This is a genomic window from Janthinobacterium sp. GW460-12-1-14-LB5, assembly GCF_059423585.1.
The window spans coordinates 56,804-71,835 of sequence record NZ_JBWKYD010000002.1 but is presented as its reverse complement, the minus strand read 5'-3'; the positions used below and the strand labels follow the sequence as shown (position 1 = coordinate 71,835).

Annotated in this window: 14 protein-coding genes; 5 read left to right on the top strand and 9 right to left on the bottom strand. The window is 64.3% G+C overall.

From position 1 onward, the window contains the following. Nucleotides 1–44: 44 nt before the first annotated feature. Genes AC07X6_RS02195 through AC07X6_RS02185 form a run of 3 tightly spaced genes read right to left on the bottom strand, consistent with a single transcriptional unit; the run spans nucleotide 45 to nucleotide 2,352 of the window. Complete coding sequence (locus AC07X6_RS02195) at nucleotides 45–1,028, bottom strand: FecR family protein (protein ID WP_494789944.1); 984 nt, start codon at nucleotides 1,026–1,028, stop codon at nucleotides 45–47. A gap of 8 nt (nucleotides 1,029–1,036) precedes the next feature. Then, on the bottom strand, nucleotides 1,037–1,612 hold the full coding sequence (locus AC07X6_RS02190; protein WP_494789943.1) for an RNA polymerase sigma factor: 576 nt from the start codon (nucleotides 1,610–1,612) through the stop codon (nucleotides 1,037–1,039). Next, entirely contained in the window at nucleotides 1,609–2,352 is a 744-nt protein-coding gene (locus tag AC07X6_RS02185) for a hypothetical protein (RefSeq protein ID WP_494789942.1), read from the bottom strand. Before AC07X6_RS02185 ends, AC07X6_RS02190 begins: the two co-directional genes overlap by 4 nt. 209 nt (nucleotides 2,353–2,561) lie before the next feature. Between AC07X6_RS02185 and AC07X6_RS02180 the strand changes: the two genes are divergently transcribed. The 5 genes from AC07X6_RS02180 (at nucleotide 2,562) to AC07X6_RS02160 (ending at nucleotide 5,917) form a co-directional block, all read left to right on the top strand. Continuing rightward, complete coding sequence (locus AC07X6_RS02180; protein ID WP_494789941.1) at nucleotides 2,562–3,578, top strand: M14 family zinc carboxypeptidase; 1,017 nt, start codon at nucleotides 2,562–2,564, stop codon at nucleotides 3,576–3,578. Continuing rightward, nucleotides 3,575–4,372, top strand: coding sequence for an alpha/beta fold hydrolase (locus tag AC07X6_RS02175; protein WP_494789940.1), 798 nt, complete (start codon nucleotides 3,575–3,577; stop codon nucleotides 4,370–4,372). Before AC07X6_RS02180 ends, AC07X6_RS02175 begins: the two co-directional genes overlap by 4 nt. Further along, nucleotides 4,341–4,643: a hypothetical protein gene (locus AC07X6_RS02170; protein ID WP_494790084.1), complete on the top strand. Its 303-nt coding sequence runs from the start codon at nucleotides 4,341–4,343 to the stop codon at nucleotides 4,641–4,643. The genes AC07X6_RS02175 and AC07X6_RS02170 overlap by 32 nt, the downstream gene beginning before the upstream one ends. Nucleotides 4,644–4,731: 88 nt before the next feature. Then, nucleotides 4,732–5,631 (top strand): EAL domain-containing protein, encoded by a 900-nt coding sequence (locus AC07X6_RS02165; protein ID WP_494789939.1) that lies wholly within the window; start codon nucleotides 4,732–4,734, stop codon nucleotides 5,629–5,631. Nucleotide 5,632: 1 nt separating this feature from the next. Further along, a complete protein-coding gene (locus tag AC07X6_RS02160) occupies nucleotides 5,633–5,917 on the top strand; it encodes a helix-turn-helix domain-containing protein (RefSeq protein ID WP_494789938.1) in 285 nt (94 codons plus the stop codon). 117 nt (nucleotides 5,918–6,034) lie between these two features. On the opposite strand, the gene AC07X6_RS02155 is transcribed toward AC07X6_RS02160, so the two are convergent. The 6 genes from AC07X6_RS02155 to AC07X6_RS02130 all read right to left on the bottom strand — a co-directional run bounded on the left by AC07X6_RS02155 (nucleotide 6,035) and on the right by AC07X6_RS02130 (nucleotide 14,974). Then, a complete protein-coding gene (locus AC07X6_RS02155; protein ID WP_494789937.1) occupies nucleotides 6,035–8,965 on the bottom strand; it encodes a fimbria/pilus outer membrane usher protein in 2,931 nt (976 codons plus the stop codon). An 8-nt stretch (nucleotides 8,966–8,973) separates the two neighbouring features. Continuing rightward, nucleotides 8,974–9,738 carry a fimbrial biogenesis chaperone gene (locus AC07X6_RS02150; RefSeq protein ID WP_494789936.1) on the bottom strand — a complete coding sequence of 255 codons (765 nt, stop codon included), beginning with the start codon at nucleotides 9,736–9,738 and terminating at the stop codon, nucleotides 8,974–8,976. Between the two features lie 73 nt (nucleotides 9,739–9,811). Further along, complete coding sequence (locus AC07X6_RS02145; protein WP_489627627.1) at nucleotides 9,812–10,393, bottom strand: fimbrial protein; 582 nt, start codon at nucleotides 10,391–10,393, stop codon at nucleotides 9,812–9,814. 272 nt (nucleotides 10,394–10,665) lie between these two features. Continuing rightward, nucleotides 10,666–11,910, bottom strand: coding sequence for an MFS transporter (locus AC07X6_RS02140; protein WP_494789935.1), 1,245 nt, complete (start codon nucleotides 11,908–11,910; stop codon nucleotides 10,666–10,668). Nucleotides 11,911–11,930: 20 nt separating this feature from the next. Next, complete coding sequence (locus AC07X6_RS02135; RefSeq protein ID WP_494789934.1) at nucleotides 11,931–14,303, bottom strand: ATP-binding protein; 2,373 nt, start codon at nucleotides 14,301–14,303, stop codon at nucleotides 11,931–11,933. After that, nucleotides 14,300–14,974: a response regulator gene (locus AC07X6_RS02130; RefSeq protein ID WP_494789933.1), complete on the bottom strand. Its 675-nt coding sequence runs from the start codon at nucleotides 14,972–14,974 to the stop codon at nucleotides 14,300–14,302. Before AC07X6_RS02130 ends, AC07X6_RS02135 begins: the two co-directional genes overlap by 4 nt. Nucleotides 14,975–15,032: the final 58 nt, after the last annotated feature.

Genomic DNA, 15,032 nt, shown 5'->3' with positions numbered 1-15,032 from the left:
TTATTAAATATTTTCAAATAAGCCCGTCAAAGGAAAACCCGGAATCAGCTGAGCAGGACGATGCCGCCTGGCAAGCTGGTCATTTGCGCGCCGTACAGGTCGCGTATCATCGCCAGCGCGCCATCAGTTTGCCCGATGGAAAATCGCATGCGCACGAGGCGGCGGCCCAGTTCGGGATTGCGCAGCAGCACGCGACCGGGCCGGTAGCGGTTGATTTCATCGACCACGTGGGCCAGCGGCTTGCCGACGAACGACAGCGCGCCCGTGCGCCACGCGCTGGCCTCGCCCTTTGCTGCGGCCGTAGCGGCCTGCACGCCCCGCTCGTCGTACGCCAGTTGCTGCCCCGCGTCCAGGGTCACGCGCCGCTGCTGCCAGACGACGTCCACGGCGCCCGCCAGGCAGGTGACGCAGACGGCGTCGTCCGTGTGACGCACATTGAAGCGGGCCGACTGCGCCAGCAGGCGCCCCGCTCCCGCCAGCACCGTGACGGGCTGGCGCGCGCCGCTGGCGAGGATTTCCGCCTCGCCGCCCAGCAGTTCGATGGACTCGGGCGCCCGCACATCGATGCGCGTCTGCGTATTCATCTGCACCGTCATCTGCCGCGACACGGCCAGTTGCCGCTGTTCGCCCGTGCCCGTGCGGTAGTCGGCATTCAATTCCTGCAGCGACGGCCAGGCGCCCAGCGGCGGACGCAGGGCCAGCACGGCCACGCCGGCCGCCAGCGCGCCGCCAAGGAAGGCCCGGCGCCCGGGGCGCGCCGGGAACGCCAGCACGTTCGCCCGCTGCGGCGCGGCATCGGCGGCACGGTCCAACGCGGGGGCCAGCGCCTGCCACACTTGCCCCAGTTCGCGCCAGGCGCGCGCATGCGCGGGGCTGAGCGCGCACCAGGCGCGCAAGGCGTCGGCATCGGCTTGCGTGAAATCGTCGGAACGCAGCCGCGCCCACCAGGCGGCGGCTTGCTGGCCGATGTCGGCATCGCCGTCGGCGGTATCGAAAGTGTCGCGTGGATCGCGGTCAGGAGCAGTCATGAGATTCATCAATATTTACGGCGGCCCGACACATCGCTGCGCTGGACGGCCTCGGCGTCGGCCATGCACGTTTTACAGTGTTGCATGGCGGCCTGCAATTCTTTCTTCACCATCGCCACGGAAATGCCGAAGCGCTCGGCGATGTCCGCATTCAGCATGCCGTCGATGCGCGCCGCCGTCAGGATGGCGCGGCGGCGCGGCGACAGGCCCGCCAGCGCCACGTCGAGCGCCTGCACGTCGAGCCGCGCCGAGACGATGCGCGCCGGGTCGCTGATGTCGTCGCCGGGTTCATCGGCCATGTGCATCAGCTCGTCGCGTTCGCGCTCGGTGACGATGATGCGGTCGCGGCGGTAGGCATCGGTGGCGATATTGGCCGCCATGCGCAGCAGGTAGGCGTCGGGATTGTGGACGGGCGCGGCGGCCGGGCCCGGCGCCACCATCGCTTCGAGGCGCAGCCAGGTTTCCTGCAGCGCATCGGCCGCATGGTGCTTGCAGCCGACGACCCTTTCCAGGCGCCAGCGCAGCACGGCGTAGCGCGAACTGAGGTGGCCTTTGAGCCTGGTGCGCAGGTCGGGCAGGCTCATGGCGCGTTTCTACCCGGCGCGCCGGGGGCGCAATCGACTTCGCTGCCCGGCCCTTGCGGCAGCAGCAGGATGGAAACGGGCTGCGGCATCGTGGGCAGCGGCGCGGCGCCCACGCGCATGCCCAGCACCACGCGCGCAATCGCCGTGTCGCGCGCGCGCAAGCCCGTGCTGTCGAGCAGGTGGACGCGGTCCACCACGCCGGCACGGTTCAGATACAGCTGCAGCGCCAGCCGGTAGCCGCCGGGACGCGTCTGCGCCGCGCGGCACAGCAGACCCAGCAGCACGTGCTGCAGGCGGCTGACATAGGCCAGGTGGTCGCCGCCGCCCTGCGCGGCGCCCGGGATGTCGGCGGCGGCCACGACGGCGGCCGGCGGCAAGTCCGCTGCGGCCAGCGCTGAAGCCGCGGCCGGGGCATACACGATGACGGCTTGCGCGTCGGACAGGCGCGATTGCAGGCCCGTGCCCTCCAGCAAGACCTGCAGGGCCGCACCGGCCGCATGCGCGCCGCGCACGGCGGCCGACTGGCGCTGCGCGTAGCGCTGGTCCATCAGCACGGCGATGCCCGTGCGGCGGCTGTACAGGTCGAGCGCGTCGCCCAGGTTTTGCGCGGCGATATCGAACTGCAGCACGGGGCCGTCGGCCGGCTGCGCCCGCACGGGCCCCACCGCGGCCAGGAAACCCAGCAAAACCAGGTATCCCGCCAGCGCAAGCACATGGACGGATGCCGGGCTGCCTGTCATATCGCTATCGTGTCGCTATCGTGTGAGAAGTAAAGCAGGACGCCTGGGGGTGTTCAACATTAACAATCCTTGCGTCAACTGCAACAGGCTACACAGCAAACATGACGGCTTCGTGACATGCCTGTCACCAATAAATTTCGCCATGCGGGACAGCCGGCGCGGCAATGATTTCAGCTACACTGGCTGTCACTTTCCCTTTCAGACGCCTGATGATCGAAAAGAACCTGCCCGAACTGGCCATGCTGAAGCGCCTCATCGACGAGGGCGGCAGCCACCTGGAAGTGGCCGCGCCCTGCAGCATCGCCATGGATGGGCGCGAATTCCCCGTGTACAGCATCGCCCTGGGCAATCCGAGTCCCGACGTGCCCGTGCTGGGCTTGTTTGGCGGCATCCACGGCCTCGAACGCATCGGCACGCAAGTCATCCTGTCTTTCCTGGAAAGCCTGGTCGCCCGCCTGCGCTGGGATGCCACCCTGCACCAGCAGCTGGAAAGCATGCGCCTCGTCTTCATGCCGCTGGTCAATCCGGGCGGCATGTGGCAAGCCACGCGCTGCAATCCGCGCGGCGTGGACCTGATGCGCAACGCGCCCTTGAGCGCGCGCGAAAAAGTGCCGTTCATGCTCGGCGGCCAGCGCTACAGCGCCCGCCTGCCCTGGTTCCGGGGCGCGGCGGATGGCGCGATGGAGCAGGAAAGCCGGGCCGTGTGCGACCTCGTCGAGCGCGAATTGCTGTCGCGCCAGTTCAGCATCGCCCTCGATTGCCATTCCGGCTTCGGCTTGCGCGACCGCATCTGGTTTCCCCACGCCCACACCAAGGTGCCGATAGCACACCTGGCCGAGATCGGCGCGCTGGAAGAGCTGTTCAGCCAGAGCTACCCCAACCACAACTACGTGTTCGAGCCGCAAAGCCGGCAATACCGCACGCATGGCGACCTGTGGGATTATCTGTATTTGAACGGCACCAGCTACACGGGCCGCGTGTTCCTGCCGCTGACCCTGGAAATGGGCTCCTGGCTGTGGGTCAAGAAAAATCCGCGCCAGCTGTTCAACCGGGTCAGCATCTTCAATCCCACGGCCGCGCACCGCCTGCAGCGCGTGCTGCGCCGGCACCTGGTGTGGTTCGATTTCCTCATGCGCGCCGCCAGCAGCCACGGCCGCTGGATGCCGGAAGGCTTGCTGCGCAAGGCGCAGCGCCGGCGCGCCCTGGCGCAATGGTACGAAGCATGAACCCGCCCACCTGGATTTTATTGCGCGGCTTGATGCGCGAACAGCGCCACTGGGGCACCTTTCCCGCCACGCTGGCGCGCGCCCTGCCCGGCGCCCGCATCGTCACGCCCGACCTGCCCGGCAATGGCACGCGCCACGCGCAGGACAGCGCCACCCGCGTGGCCGCCATGGTGGAAAGCTGCCGCCAGGACTTGCTGGCGCGCGGCATCGCCCCGCCCTACCGCCTGCTGGCCCTGTCGCTGGGCGGCATGGTGGCCGTCGAATGGGCCAGCCGCTACCCGCAGGAAATCGCCCGCTGCGTACTCATCAACACCAGCATGCGGCCATACAGCCCGTTTTACCGGCGCCTGCGCTGGCAAAACTACGGCGCCCTGCTGCGCCAGCTGCTGGCCGGCGACGCAGCCAGCCAGGAAGCGCTGATCTTGCGCCTGACGAGCCGTCGGCATGCGGGCGGCAACCCCGCGCTGCTGGCCGGCTGGCTCAGTTTCCAGCAGGAATACCCCGTCAGCCGGCGCAACGCGCTGCGCCAGCTGCTGTCGGCCGCCCGCTACCGCGCTCCCGCCAGCCGTCCCGCCATGCCCGTGCTGGTGATGGCCGGCGCACAAGACCAACTGGTCGACCACCGCTGCTCGCAGCGGCTGGCGCGCGCCTGGCAAGCCGATTGCCTGATCCACGGCGACGCCGGACACGACTTGCCTCTGGACGAAGGCGAATGGGTGGCGCAGTCGGTAGCGCGCTGGCTGGGCGAGGAAGTGACGGAGCATGCTGGCACAGGGCAGTCATCATGCGGATAACAAAGCAGCAGTACAGAGCAACTGGCGGCGCTGGCAGAGGCCGGCGTGCAGGGGCGCATTTTCCCTGGGGCGGCCTGGGCCGTGTGCGGCATCGGCCAAGGCGTGGCGGGCGCGGACCGGCGCCCTGAACCCGTCGCGCGGCCTGTTCTGGCATCCGGCGGCAGGCAGCGGGCCGCAGGACGACGTCTGGTGCCACCTGGGTTTCACCGGCACGGCCATGTGGATCAACGCGCTGCGGGGCGACTTCATGCGCTGCGCCTTCGGTCTCTGAAGCTGCGCCGATTTTCAGAATAGTCCGATTTTCCGTGGATGATGAACTTCCTATACTTTCCCCATCTTAAACTGTCGGGAAAATCGCCATGAGCGCTGCCGTATATGCCCTTCCATCCATCACGGTGAGGCAGCGCCTGCCGGTGCTCCCCTTCGCCATGCCCGGCAATGGGCCGCAGGAACGCACAAAATCCGCGCAAGTGCCCAGCGACGCGGACGTCATCGATGCCCTGCACTCGGGCGAAGGGCTGCGTGTCGTCTACCAGCCCCAGTATGACCTGCACAGCCGGCGCGTTGTCAGCGCAGAAGCACTGCTGCGCTGGCACCATCCACGTCATGGCAGCGTACCGCCGACGGTACTCATTCCCATGGTCAACCGGCTCGGTCTGCATCTGCCGCTGTTCGACCTGGTTGTCAAGGAAGTCATCGCAGTGCTGCAGCACTTGCGCCGTCAAGGTGCCGACGTGCCAGTTGCCGTCAACGCCTCGATCGATACCGTGTGCACGCCCGGCATGGCAGATATGCTTACCACAAGGATGTGGGATGCCTGCCTGCCGACGCGGCTGCTGAAAGTCGAAGTCACCGAAGACTTGCCGGTCCTCGACGAACTGCGCCTGTCGGGCTGCCTCAACACCTTGCGGGCGAAGGGATTCCCCCTGTCGCTCGACGATTTCGGCGCCGGGTCCGCCACCTTCAACGTCCTGTTCAAGATGCCTTTCGATGAAGTCAAGATCGACGGCGCCTTCATTCGCGACATGGAAACCAATAGCCATGCGCATGCGATCGTCGCCACCCTCGTTTCACTGGCACAAAGGCTCAACCTCAAACTGGTGGCCGAAGGCATCGAAAGCGAATCCGTGCTGGCAGCGTTGCTGGGCATCGGCTGCCGCGTCGGCCAGGGCTATGCGCTGGCACGCCCGATGGAGCGCGAAGAATTTATCCAGCATCAACTGACAAAGCCTGTGGCAATGGCAATGAAGGCAATGTGACATGACCGACATGAAGCAATTACCGCTGACCTTGACCACCGATGCCATGGGTGCCGCGACAGCCGTCCACACGCATGATGGCGTGGCGCTGGTCGAACGCCTGCTCTCGTACATGGGACTGCGCAACGACGCCTGCCTGGCGCGCGAGCTGGGCGTTCCGCCCTTCGCGATCAGCAAGCTGAGAAAAGGCAGCACCGCAGTCGATACGGACATGCTGATACGCATGCACGAGGCATCGGGCCTGAGCATCGGCGAACTACGGGCACTCTCGCGTCCCCGGCACTGATTGCTGACGCGCGGCATGGCCGCTCATCACGCAAAAACGGCGCGCCATCACTGGCACGCCGTTTTTTTTGCATGGCATCTTGCCGGCATGGCGGCAAGATGCCACCATTGCGCGACTTTATGGCTTTCTCTTCTGCATGATGCTTGCAGCGGCCAGTTGCGCGCCCTGGCGTGGCGCGCGTGCCGCCAGCAATGCCGCCGGCACTTGCAGGTCGAGGCGCTGGACCGCAGCTGCATGGCTCCAGCTGGCGCCGGGAATCGATGCCAGCACCTGCTGGCATGGCAGCAGCAACTGCTCTTTGGACAGCTGCACGCCATACTCCTGCAAATCCACGGTGCTCATGCAAGGCGAGGGACGGCTTTCTCCGGCCACCGGCAGGAACGCCACCTCGCGTCGTTCCATGCGCTGGCCATTGACGAAGATCTCGAGCGTATGCGTGCCGCCAAGCAGCTCGGCGCGGCGTTCATCGCCGGGGACCGCCTTGGCATTGATCAATTCCGGCACGCACACGGCATCGGCTTGCCGCAGCTTGCCCCCCTCGCCCTGCAGCAGCGAGGCGGCGATAGGCATGCTGCAGCGCTCATGCGCCTTGCCGCCCCAGGAAATCGATAATTGCCGGTTATTTTCCTGCAGGCGCGCGTACAGCTGGCCATCCTGGCCCACCATGCCCACGGCCTGGCCTTGCTCATCCTTGACCGTGGCGCCAAACGGCAGCACGCCGCCGCCGGCCAGGCGCACATGGAACAGGATCGCGCGGCCCGTGCTGGTGCCATACTTGAGGAACACCACGGCGCCGTCGCGCGGCGCCACCTGCTGGCTCGTTTCGCGCAGTTCCACATCCATCGACGAACCCATGGGATCAATCGCCACTTCATTCAACTCATACGGACGCAAGTACGGCACGACCGCATTGCCGCTGGCATCGAGCCTGAGGCCGGGATAACCGGCCACCTTGGCGCCGGCGGCGCCAGGCGCATGCACCACGGCCACGGTTTCGCCGCGGTGCGGCGACAGGGTCACGCCGCCAGGATGGGCCACCACGCTGCCGCTCATATTCAACGAAGCACTGGTATAGTCCTTGCCGCGCCCCAGCGAACCGCCGACAAACGCCCGCGCTCCCGTGTACTGGCCATTCAGCGTGCCGCTGCTGGTGCCGCTGGCGCCGTCGCGGCTGACCGAAGCCCCATAGCCGTACTGGCGTTCATCACCGGCAGTGCCGCTGACGGTGGCCAGCTGGCTGTAGCGGCCATCGGCATTGCGCGACAGCTGGGCCGCCATTTGCGGCACGTCCACGCTGGTGCTGCTGCCCAGCGGCATGCTCATGGAAAACAGCAAGCGGTTTTCCATGCCGCCGGAGGATATTCTGCCGCGGTTGGCGCTGATGCCATAGCTGATGCGCCCCACCCGCTTGTTATAACTGAGCTGGTATTGCAAATCCTGCCCGGTCCGGTTCCAATAGTTTTGTGCATAGCCGCTGATGCTGAGGTTGCCCCACTCGCCCAGGCTCTGGTCGGCCGTCAGCGACAGCCGGTTGCGAGGACGGTCCAGCATGCTGGAGGCATAGCCCTTTTTCTCGGCGTCGAGCACCTGCATGGCGTTGGCGAAATCCAGGTAGCCCCTGGTGGAAAAACGGTAGGCGGCCATCGAAAAATTACTGCCGGTGCTCAGGATATTCTTGTTGTACGACAGGCGCATGCTCTGGCCCTTGGCCTTGCTGGCGGCCAGGTCCGTCTGCGCATGGCTCACATCGACCGACATGGCGCCGATCGGCGTGGCAAACGCCATGCCGCCCAGCAGCGCCAGGTAGTCCGCGCTGGCTTGCGCGCCGCCGTAGCCCGTCATGCTGTTGCTCAAACCGTATTGCACGCTGCCCTGCAGGAAACGCGCCTGCTCGCTCAGGTAATTGTTGCGCGTCACGCCAGCCGTCGCGCCGAAACGCACCGTTCCCGGGCGCAGCAGCTGCGTCACGGCCGCATATGGCACCACGAAGCGCTGCTCGCTGCCATCGGCTTCGGACACGGTCACGTTCAGGTCGCCGCCATAACCGGTAGCGTACAGGTCATCGATGACGAAGGCGCCCGGCGCCACCGTCGTTTCCAGCAAAATATTGCCCGCCTGGCGTATCGTCACGCGGGCGCTGGTGCGGGCGATGCCGCGCACGACAGGCGCGTAGCCGCGCAGCGAGTTCGGCAACATGCGGTCATCGCTGGCCAACTGCACCCCGCGGAAGGACTGGGTATCGAAAATCTCGCCGCTGGTATTGGAATCGCCCAAGGTCAGCTGGCTTTTCAGCGAGGTAATATCGCGCCGCACATAGGTATCGAGCACCTGATAGCGGCTGCCGCCCGCTTGCTGCCAGCTCAGCGCCCCTTTGTGCCGCAGGCGCCAGGCGCCCAGATTGAAGCCACCGTCGAGGCCCAGGTAGGCCGAATTGAAGGCGGCATCGCCGCTCCTGCTGTGATTGCTGTTGAAATTGTAGCCCAGCATGCCAGACGTGACGCCGCTGTCCCACAGTTCCGGGCTGACATAGCCGCGCGCATCGCGCCGCAGCGAAATCTGCGGAATGCTGATGTCGACCTGCTGACTCTCGGGCACGAACCTGGCCGTCGCATTCTCGATCAGCTTGCCCAGCTCGGCACAGTTGCCCGCGTCCAGCAAGGTTATCGCTTCCGGCGACAGGCGCGCCATGTCGACGCCAAGCAATTCCAGCAGCTTGCGCGACACGCACACGACGGGATTGCTGCCGTCGTCATTGGCGTGAATCTGGATATCCTGGCGGTTTTTCAACTGGCCATTGAGGGCGATATCGGCACGGTAAGTACCAGGCAACACCGGATTGCCCTTTTGATACACGGCCAGATCCAGGCTGCGTGAGCCTTCGGGCAAAAACGCGCCATTGAAATCGACTTCATCGGCGCGGGCGGGCGGTATGGCCAGCACGCAAGAACCCACTGCCAGTGCCTTGACCACCGTGTGCGCAAGGGCATGGACGGCCAGGCGATTGCTGCGTTGCGGACGATAGCGGATCTGAAAGCGGGTATGGCTCATACCGTACCTCAAGGCGCGAGCCGTGCGGCCGGCGCCGACAGGACGCGCCGGGTCGGTACCTGGGTACCGTAATCATTGATCGCATTAAATTCCACTTGCGCGCCGGCGGCCGGCAAGGTCTTCAAGGTTGGCAGGGAAAACTGCTTTTTTTCGCCCGGCGCGACCATCCCGTCTTCGCTGTCGTTGCGCTCGGCGCCCGCCACCAGGGTCAGGGCCACCAGGGAAACGTGGAAAGCGGATGGGTTGTAAGCTTCCAGGGCGTAACCTTGCCCATTAGCGGCGGAAACAACACGCCATTGCACCTGTTCGATAGCCTCGTCAGGAGAGCCGGCCAGTCCCTCGTGGCGATAAAACACCTTGATGCGCGAACGGAACGCCATCTGCAGGGTATTCTCACCGGACTCCTTTACCTTGGGCGGAATTTCCAGCACGTTCAGCCAGAACACGGATTCCTTATTCGATGGCAAGGCAGCGCCGGTAAACATCAGGCGCAGGCTCTGGCCTTTGCCCGGATCGATGCGCGCCAGCGGCGGCGTCAGCACGAAGGGTGCTTTGGCGGTCGCCGGTGTCGAGGCGACATCGCCGCTGTCGAGCCACGCCTGCACCAGCGCCGGCTGGCCGCCGTCGTTAATGAGCTTGACGGTAATCTCTTTCTGCTTGGCCGGATATACCTGGCGCGTGCCGGTAATCACCACGCTGGCCATGGACGAAGAACAAAACAGCAAGGCCAGGCTCAACAAGAACGGACGTTGCAGTGAATAATGACGAGACATGCGCAGATTCCCCAATGAATGCCGCAAGCTCGCCCCGCCCTTCGGACGGTGACACGCTTGCGTGGTGGTGTGATTACTGATAATTGATCGAATACGTCACGGTGCCGATCACGGTGCCGGCGGTGGCTTCACCAGTGGCAATGTATTGCACGACATACGGCAAAACCGTGGAGCCAACGGCATTTTTCTGGATGTGGCTGGTGGTTTTTTCCTGGCTGTAATCGCCAGCCTTGATCTCCTTGTTGTTAGTGGCATCGATCAATTGCAGTTCAACATTCTTGGCGCCGCCTTTGCTGAACAGGTTGTTGGTCAGCGGATTGACGCCCGGGCCCGCTTCAAAATACGCGGCGGCCGTCGTCGAGCTGCCGGTACACGCGCTCAACTGGATATTGAAACCGGTCTGGCCTGCAGTTTGCTTCACCGTTTTCAGCACGGCGGCCGAAACCTTCGGCAAGGTGACGACGGTGGCAGCCGAAGAAGCAAACTGTCCATTGACGGTGACGACACAAGTCGAGTCAACCAGTTCGCCGGTGAAATTGATCGTGCCGTCGGAAGCGAAAGCGGATTGGGTTGCAGCGGCGGCCAGCAGAACGGCGAAGATACGGGCTTGGGATTTCATTGAGACTACTCCTGAAAGATAAAGGTAGATGCGCACCAATTAATGTGGAAACGCGGCTGTTGATGCAGATTCGTACTGTACAGAGCAGCGATACTTGTCGATATGAGAATGGTCTTAAAAATCCGCGCCGCCGGACAAACGGCGCTTTTATGCGCCTCGGCGACGACATGCGCAGGAGGCAGGCTGCCTGCATGGCAAGCTGGCATTGCGGCGTGACTGGAGCGAATGGGGAGGCAGTGCGGGGATGAAAACTGTGGGGAGCGCCTGCAAGACGGCGCTTGCAGGCGAGGTGAAAGGCTGCTGGCCGGTCAGCCTGGCAGCACCGCCTGATCGCCAGGCGTCAGGCATCTCTGCGCCAGCCAGACCAGCATGGTGGCCAGTATCAAGGGGCAGACCAGCTGCAATAACACCAGCGACGTCCAGCCGACCATCTCTTTCAGATGGGTGAAAAGCACATCCGCGAAAGGAATGCCCAGGTTGAACGCGACATAGAACAAGCCCGCCGCCCGCATGTTCTGCATGGGTGACACCGACTGGATCAGGGCCGCCAGGATGTTGACATAGAACACCGCGCTCAGGCCCAGGCCCACCAGAAACACCAGCAACATGAGGATACTCAAGGGCATACGCCATCCCAGAAATATCAGGCCGCCGACAGCAGCCGTGACGGGAAGCGTCAGCAACAGTGTTTTCATGGCGCCATAGCGGTCCCCCAGCCAGCCACCCAGCGGCGACAGCAAGGTTGAAATCACGGCAATGCCCATCGCCATTTGTGCCGTCCTGATGGGCAATCCCAGTGTCTCGCGCAGGTAAGCGCTATACAGGTAATCAAAATTGCCCGTACTCAATGGCAGGCAGATGGCAGCCAAAAACAGCAGCAGCGGGCCGCGGGACCAGACCGCCCCCACAGGACTTCTGGCCTCGGGACGGATGAAGCCTCGCTCACCGGCGGCGCTGACTTGCTGAAAGAGATGCCAGATCAGGATATACAGAAGGATCAGGATGAGCACGCCGGCCAGGGCCGGTAACAGGGGCAGTTTCCCCTGCTCGTTGAAGGCCTGGCGAATGGCGACGAGTTTGGTAGCGACTATATGACTGGCCACGGCAAGGCAGTTCATGAGCCCCACCACCATCGCGCAGTGGCGCGGAAAATGCGCGACCCCTATGCTGATCCAGGCACATATATTCATGGTGCATCCGATGCCGCCCAGCAAACTCCAGCAGCATAACTCAAAGGGCGAGCGGGAAAACAGGCCCATTAACGCCGCCGCCGCCAGCAGCAGGAATCCGGACAGCAAGGTTTTCTTGCGCGACAGGGTTGCCGGCAGCAGTGCCAGCACCAGCCCCGTCAACCCCATGCTGATGTAAAGGATCGCGGCGGCTATCGGAAAATTGCCGAGCGTCGCAGGCAGGCCGAGTGGCAAGGGCCGGGATGCCAACGGCAACGTCGTCGGATCCATGCCGGACAGCAGCAGGAACAGCAAGGTAGTAGGCAACATCAACGCCAACATCCCCATTGCCTCTTTCTTATTCTTGTTGATACCTCGCGACATGATGCTCCTTTCGATTGAAATCAATGCTGGCCACGGGTGCGCCAGGCGGCCACCAGGGCCTGCAGGAGCGGGCTGCAACGCGCGTCGGTCAGCGCTGCGGCGTCGCGCAACAGGCTCTCCAGTTTCCCTGCCGGCTGCGCCATCTCTGTCCATTGCATGGCCAGGGCCGCGCCATGCAGGCGGTGCGCGGCGCGCAGGGCGGCATCCCTTTCCTGCATGACCATGGCCTGCAGCAACTCGCCCATATCGTTGGCGAACGCGGCGCGCACTTGCGGCAGATCAAATACCGTCAACGTCTCCAGCGGCGGCGCACGCAGTTCCAAGGTCACGTCGCACCACAGTTCGACGATATCCTGCAGTTTCGCCAATCGGATCGGCTTGCTCAATATGCCATCCATGCCAGCCTCAAAGCAGCGTTCGGCATGCTCCGTTCCCGTCGATGCGGAAATTGCGATGACCGGGCAGCGCGCCTGTTCCAGGTCCGCTTCGCGCCGCCGCCATTCAACTGTCACGCGGTAGCCGTCGATATCAGGCAGATCGCAATCCATCAGTACCAGGTCATATTCGCGCAGGCTGAAACTGGCCAATGCCTGGGCGCCATTCTCGGCAATATCCGCATCGCAGCCGAGGCTGGCGAGCTGGGCCCGCAATACGGCCTGGTTGGCCGGCACATCCTCGACCACCAGAATGGACAGGCGCTGCGCCGCCATGCCGCCCACCGGAGCAGGCCTGGCAGCGGCCACATCGACCGCCGGAGCGGCCCCGGATGCCATTTCCGCAGGCAGGGAAATCACCATGCGCGTTCCCCTGCCCATTTCGCTGTCGATGGTGATCGTGCCCTGCATCAGATTCACCAGTTCGCGGCAAATGACCAGGCCCAGGCCGGTACCACCCGAGCGCTTATAGGTGCCCTCCACCTGCACATACGGCCGGAAGAGGGTCGCTTGCACAGCGGCGGCTATGCCGATACCCGTATCGGCGACGGCAATTTCCAGCCGCGCCGGCCCCTGCCCGTCTTCCAGCATGGCAATCTGAATCTCGACGCCGCCTGTTGCCGTAAATTTGATGGCGTTCGAGACCAGGTTGTGCAGCACCTGCAGCAGCCTGGCCTCATCCAGCATCAGCCGCGGCACCGCCATGGGCACCGCCACCGCGAGCGTAATGCCCTTCTCGCGCGCCCGCAACTGCTGCAAGGCCGCCACGTCGCTGGCCAGGGCCACGACATCGACGGCATCCAGGCTGAGCGTGAGTTGCCCCGCCTCCAGCTTGGAGACGTCGAGCACGTCGTCAAGCAAACGCAGCAGGATGTTCCCGCCGTTGCTGGCCAGGTCGACAAAGTGACGCTGCTCGGCATTGATGGGCGTGGAACGCAGCAATTCCACCGACGCCAGCACAGCATTCATGGGCGAGCGGATTTCATGGCTCATCACGGCCAGGAACATGGCCGCCCTGCGTTCATTGCGCAAGGCACGCCGGTGTGCGCTGTAGGCCTGATACGCCAGGCCCGCCAGGATCAGCAGCAAGGCGGCGGCAATGCCCACATGCTCGCCAAAGTGGTCCACCGCGAACAGCATGCCCGAGTGATCGTCGTCTGGTGCCCCCAGCCAATCCTGGCGTACCAGCCGGATCTGGGCCGGGGTCATCGCGGCCAGCGATTTATTCACGATCGATTCCAGCAAGGGGTCGCTATCGCGCAGCGCCATGCGCACGTCGGACGTCATGGCTACGGGAAGTTCCGTAAAATGCAGGCCGGCACCTTCCTCGCGCATTAAACCCGGCAATAACTGCGCCTTGCTGCCGATGGCGACGTCGGCGCCGCCCTTCGACAGCAGCGCCAGCGCCTGACGCATGGTGGGGCTGACGACGATGCGCATGCCGCCGTAGCGCTGGCGCAGGAACGGGCCGAACAGGCCAGCTTCCGCGGCTGGCAGCGCCACTGTCTTGCCATCGAATGCAATGCCATCGGTACGGGACTCATCCCGTTCACGCGTGGCGGCGATGGCTGCCGTCGACAGGTACGGCAAGCTGTAGCTGATGCCGGGCACCTGCGGCGGCGTGCCGATGCTGCGCACCGCGGGAAGACAGTCAACGCGTCTGTCGCGCAGCGAGGCAAGGCCGCTGTCCGTATCGGCCACGGTCACGATGTCAAAGGTCAGGTTGCTATGCCGCTCAATGACCTTGATGTATTCCGGGCCGATGCCAACCCCGGTCGCGCCGCGCTGGATGGATTCGAAAGGTGCACGGTTCTGCAGCAAGCCCAGTTTCAGCACAGGATGCGCGCGCACCCAGGCCTGCTCGGCGGCGCTGAGCGGATAGACCCTTTCCTGCCCCTGCAGCGCCGTGCAACAGGCAGCCAGCAGGAACGCAACGATGCTGGCACGCCAGCGCCTCATGCGTCCCCTATGGTATGCCGGATCTTGAACAGTTCATTGTTCGACGTCACACCCAGTTTGCGGAAGGCGGTGGTCTTTTGCGAGCTGATGGTCTTGATGCTGCGCTTGAATTTCTCGGCGATTTCCGTCACCGTCATGCCCGCCAGGTAGCAACGGATCACCTCGAGCTCGCGCGCCGACAGCGCCGCCCCCAGCAGCAGCGCATCCGCGCCGTCATCGCCTTCTCGCGCATCAAAGGTGGTGGTGGCCTCCGCCACCCGGTAAGACATCTCGGCGCTCAGGTACACGGCGCCCGACACCACCTTGCGCAATGCCTTGACCAGCTCCGCCATGTCCTCGCCCTTGCCGACGAATCCACGGGCGCCGACGCGCAAGGCCAGCGCCACCGTGGCCGGCTCATGATGCGTGGACAACACCAGGATGGGGCAATCGGGAAATTTGGCCCGCAGCGCGCGGATCAGGGAGACGCCATCGAGTTCGTCCGGCCCCAGCGCATAGTCGAGCAAAAGTACGTCAGCCGGCTTCAGGAGCAGGCCCGCCATCAGCTCGCGGCTGGTACTGTAGGCGCCCACGACGTCAATATCCTGTTCCGCCGTGAGGCGGGCCACGAGACCATGCCGCACCACGGCATGATCGTCGAGCAAGGCAATTCGTAAGCGTTTCATCGGCATGGAGAAGGACCAGACGCTGTATGAAAAAAGTTTCTTTTGATGAGATTACTCCTATTTG

What these genes read in the sequence shown, in the direction of transcription:
- AC07X6_RS02195 (WP_494789944.1), bottom strand. Translation starts at nt 1,028, where the DNA reads ATGACTGCTCCTGACCGCGATCCACGCGACACTTTCGATACCGCCGAC.
- AC07X6_RS02190 (WP_494789943.1), bottom strand. Translation starts at nt 1,612, where the DNA reads ATGAGCCTGCCCGACCTGCGCACCAGGCTCAAAGGCCACCTCAGTTCG.
- AC07X6_RS02185 (WP_494789942.1), bottom strand. Translation starts at nt 2,352, where the DNA reads ATGACAGGCAGCCCGGCATCCGTCCATGTGCTTGCGCTGGCGGGATAC.
- AC07X6_RS02180 (WP_494789941.1), top strand. Translation starts at nt 2,562, where the DNA reads ATGATCGAAAAGAACCTGCCCGAACTGGCCATGCTGAAGCGCCTCATC.
- AC07X6_RS02175 (WP_494789940.1), top strand. Translation starts at nt 3,575, where the DNA reads ATGAACCCGCCCACCTGGATTTTATTGCGCGGCTTGATGCGCGAACAG.
- AC07X6_RS02170 (WP_494790084.1), top strand. Translation starts at nt 4,341, where the DNA reads ATGCTGGCACAGGGCAGTCATCATGCGGATAACAAAGCAGCAGTACAG.
- AC07X6_RS02165 (WP_494789939.1), top strand. Translation starts at nt 4,732, where the DNA reads ATGAGCGCTGCCGTATATGCCCTTCCATCCATCACGGTGAGGCAGCGC.
- AC07X6_RS02160 (WP_494789938.1), top strand. Translation starts at nt 5,633, where the DNA reads ATGACCGACATGAAGCAATTACCGCTGACCTTGACCACCGATGCCATG.
- AC07X6_RS02155 (WP_494789937.1), bottom strand. Translation starts at nt 8,965, where the DNA reads ATGAGCCATACCCGCTTTCAGATCCGCTATCGTCCGCAACGCAGCAAT.
- AC07X6_RS02150 (WP_494789936.1), bottom strand. Translation starts at nt 9,738, where the DNA reads ATGTCTCGTCATTATTCACTGCAACGTCCGTTCTTGTTGAGCCTGGCC.
- AC07X6_RS02140 (WP_494789935.1), bottom strand. Translation starts at nt 11,910, where the DNA reads ATGTCGCGAGGTATCAACAAGAATAAGAAAGAGGCAATGGGGATGTTG.
- AC07X6_RS02135 (WP_494789934.1), bottom strand. Translation starts at nt 14,303, where the DNA reads ATGAGGCGCTGGCGTGCCAGCATCGTTGCGTTCCTGCTGGCTGCCTGT.
- AC07X6_RS02130 (WP_494789933.1), bottom strand. Translation starts at nt 14,974, where the DNA reads ATGCCGATGAAACGCTTACGAATTGCCTTGCTCGACGATCATGCCGTG.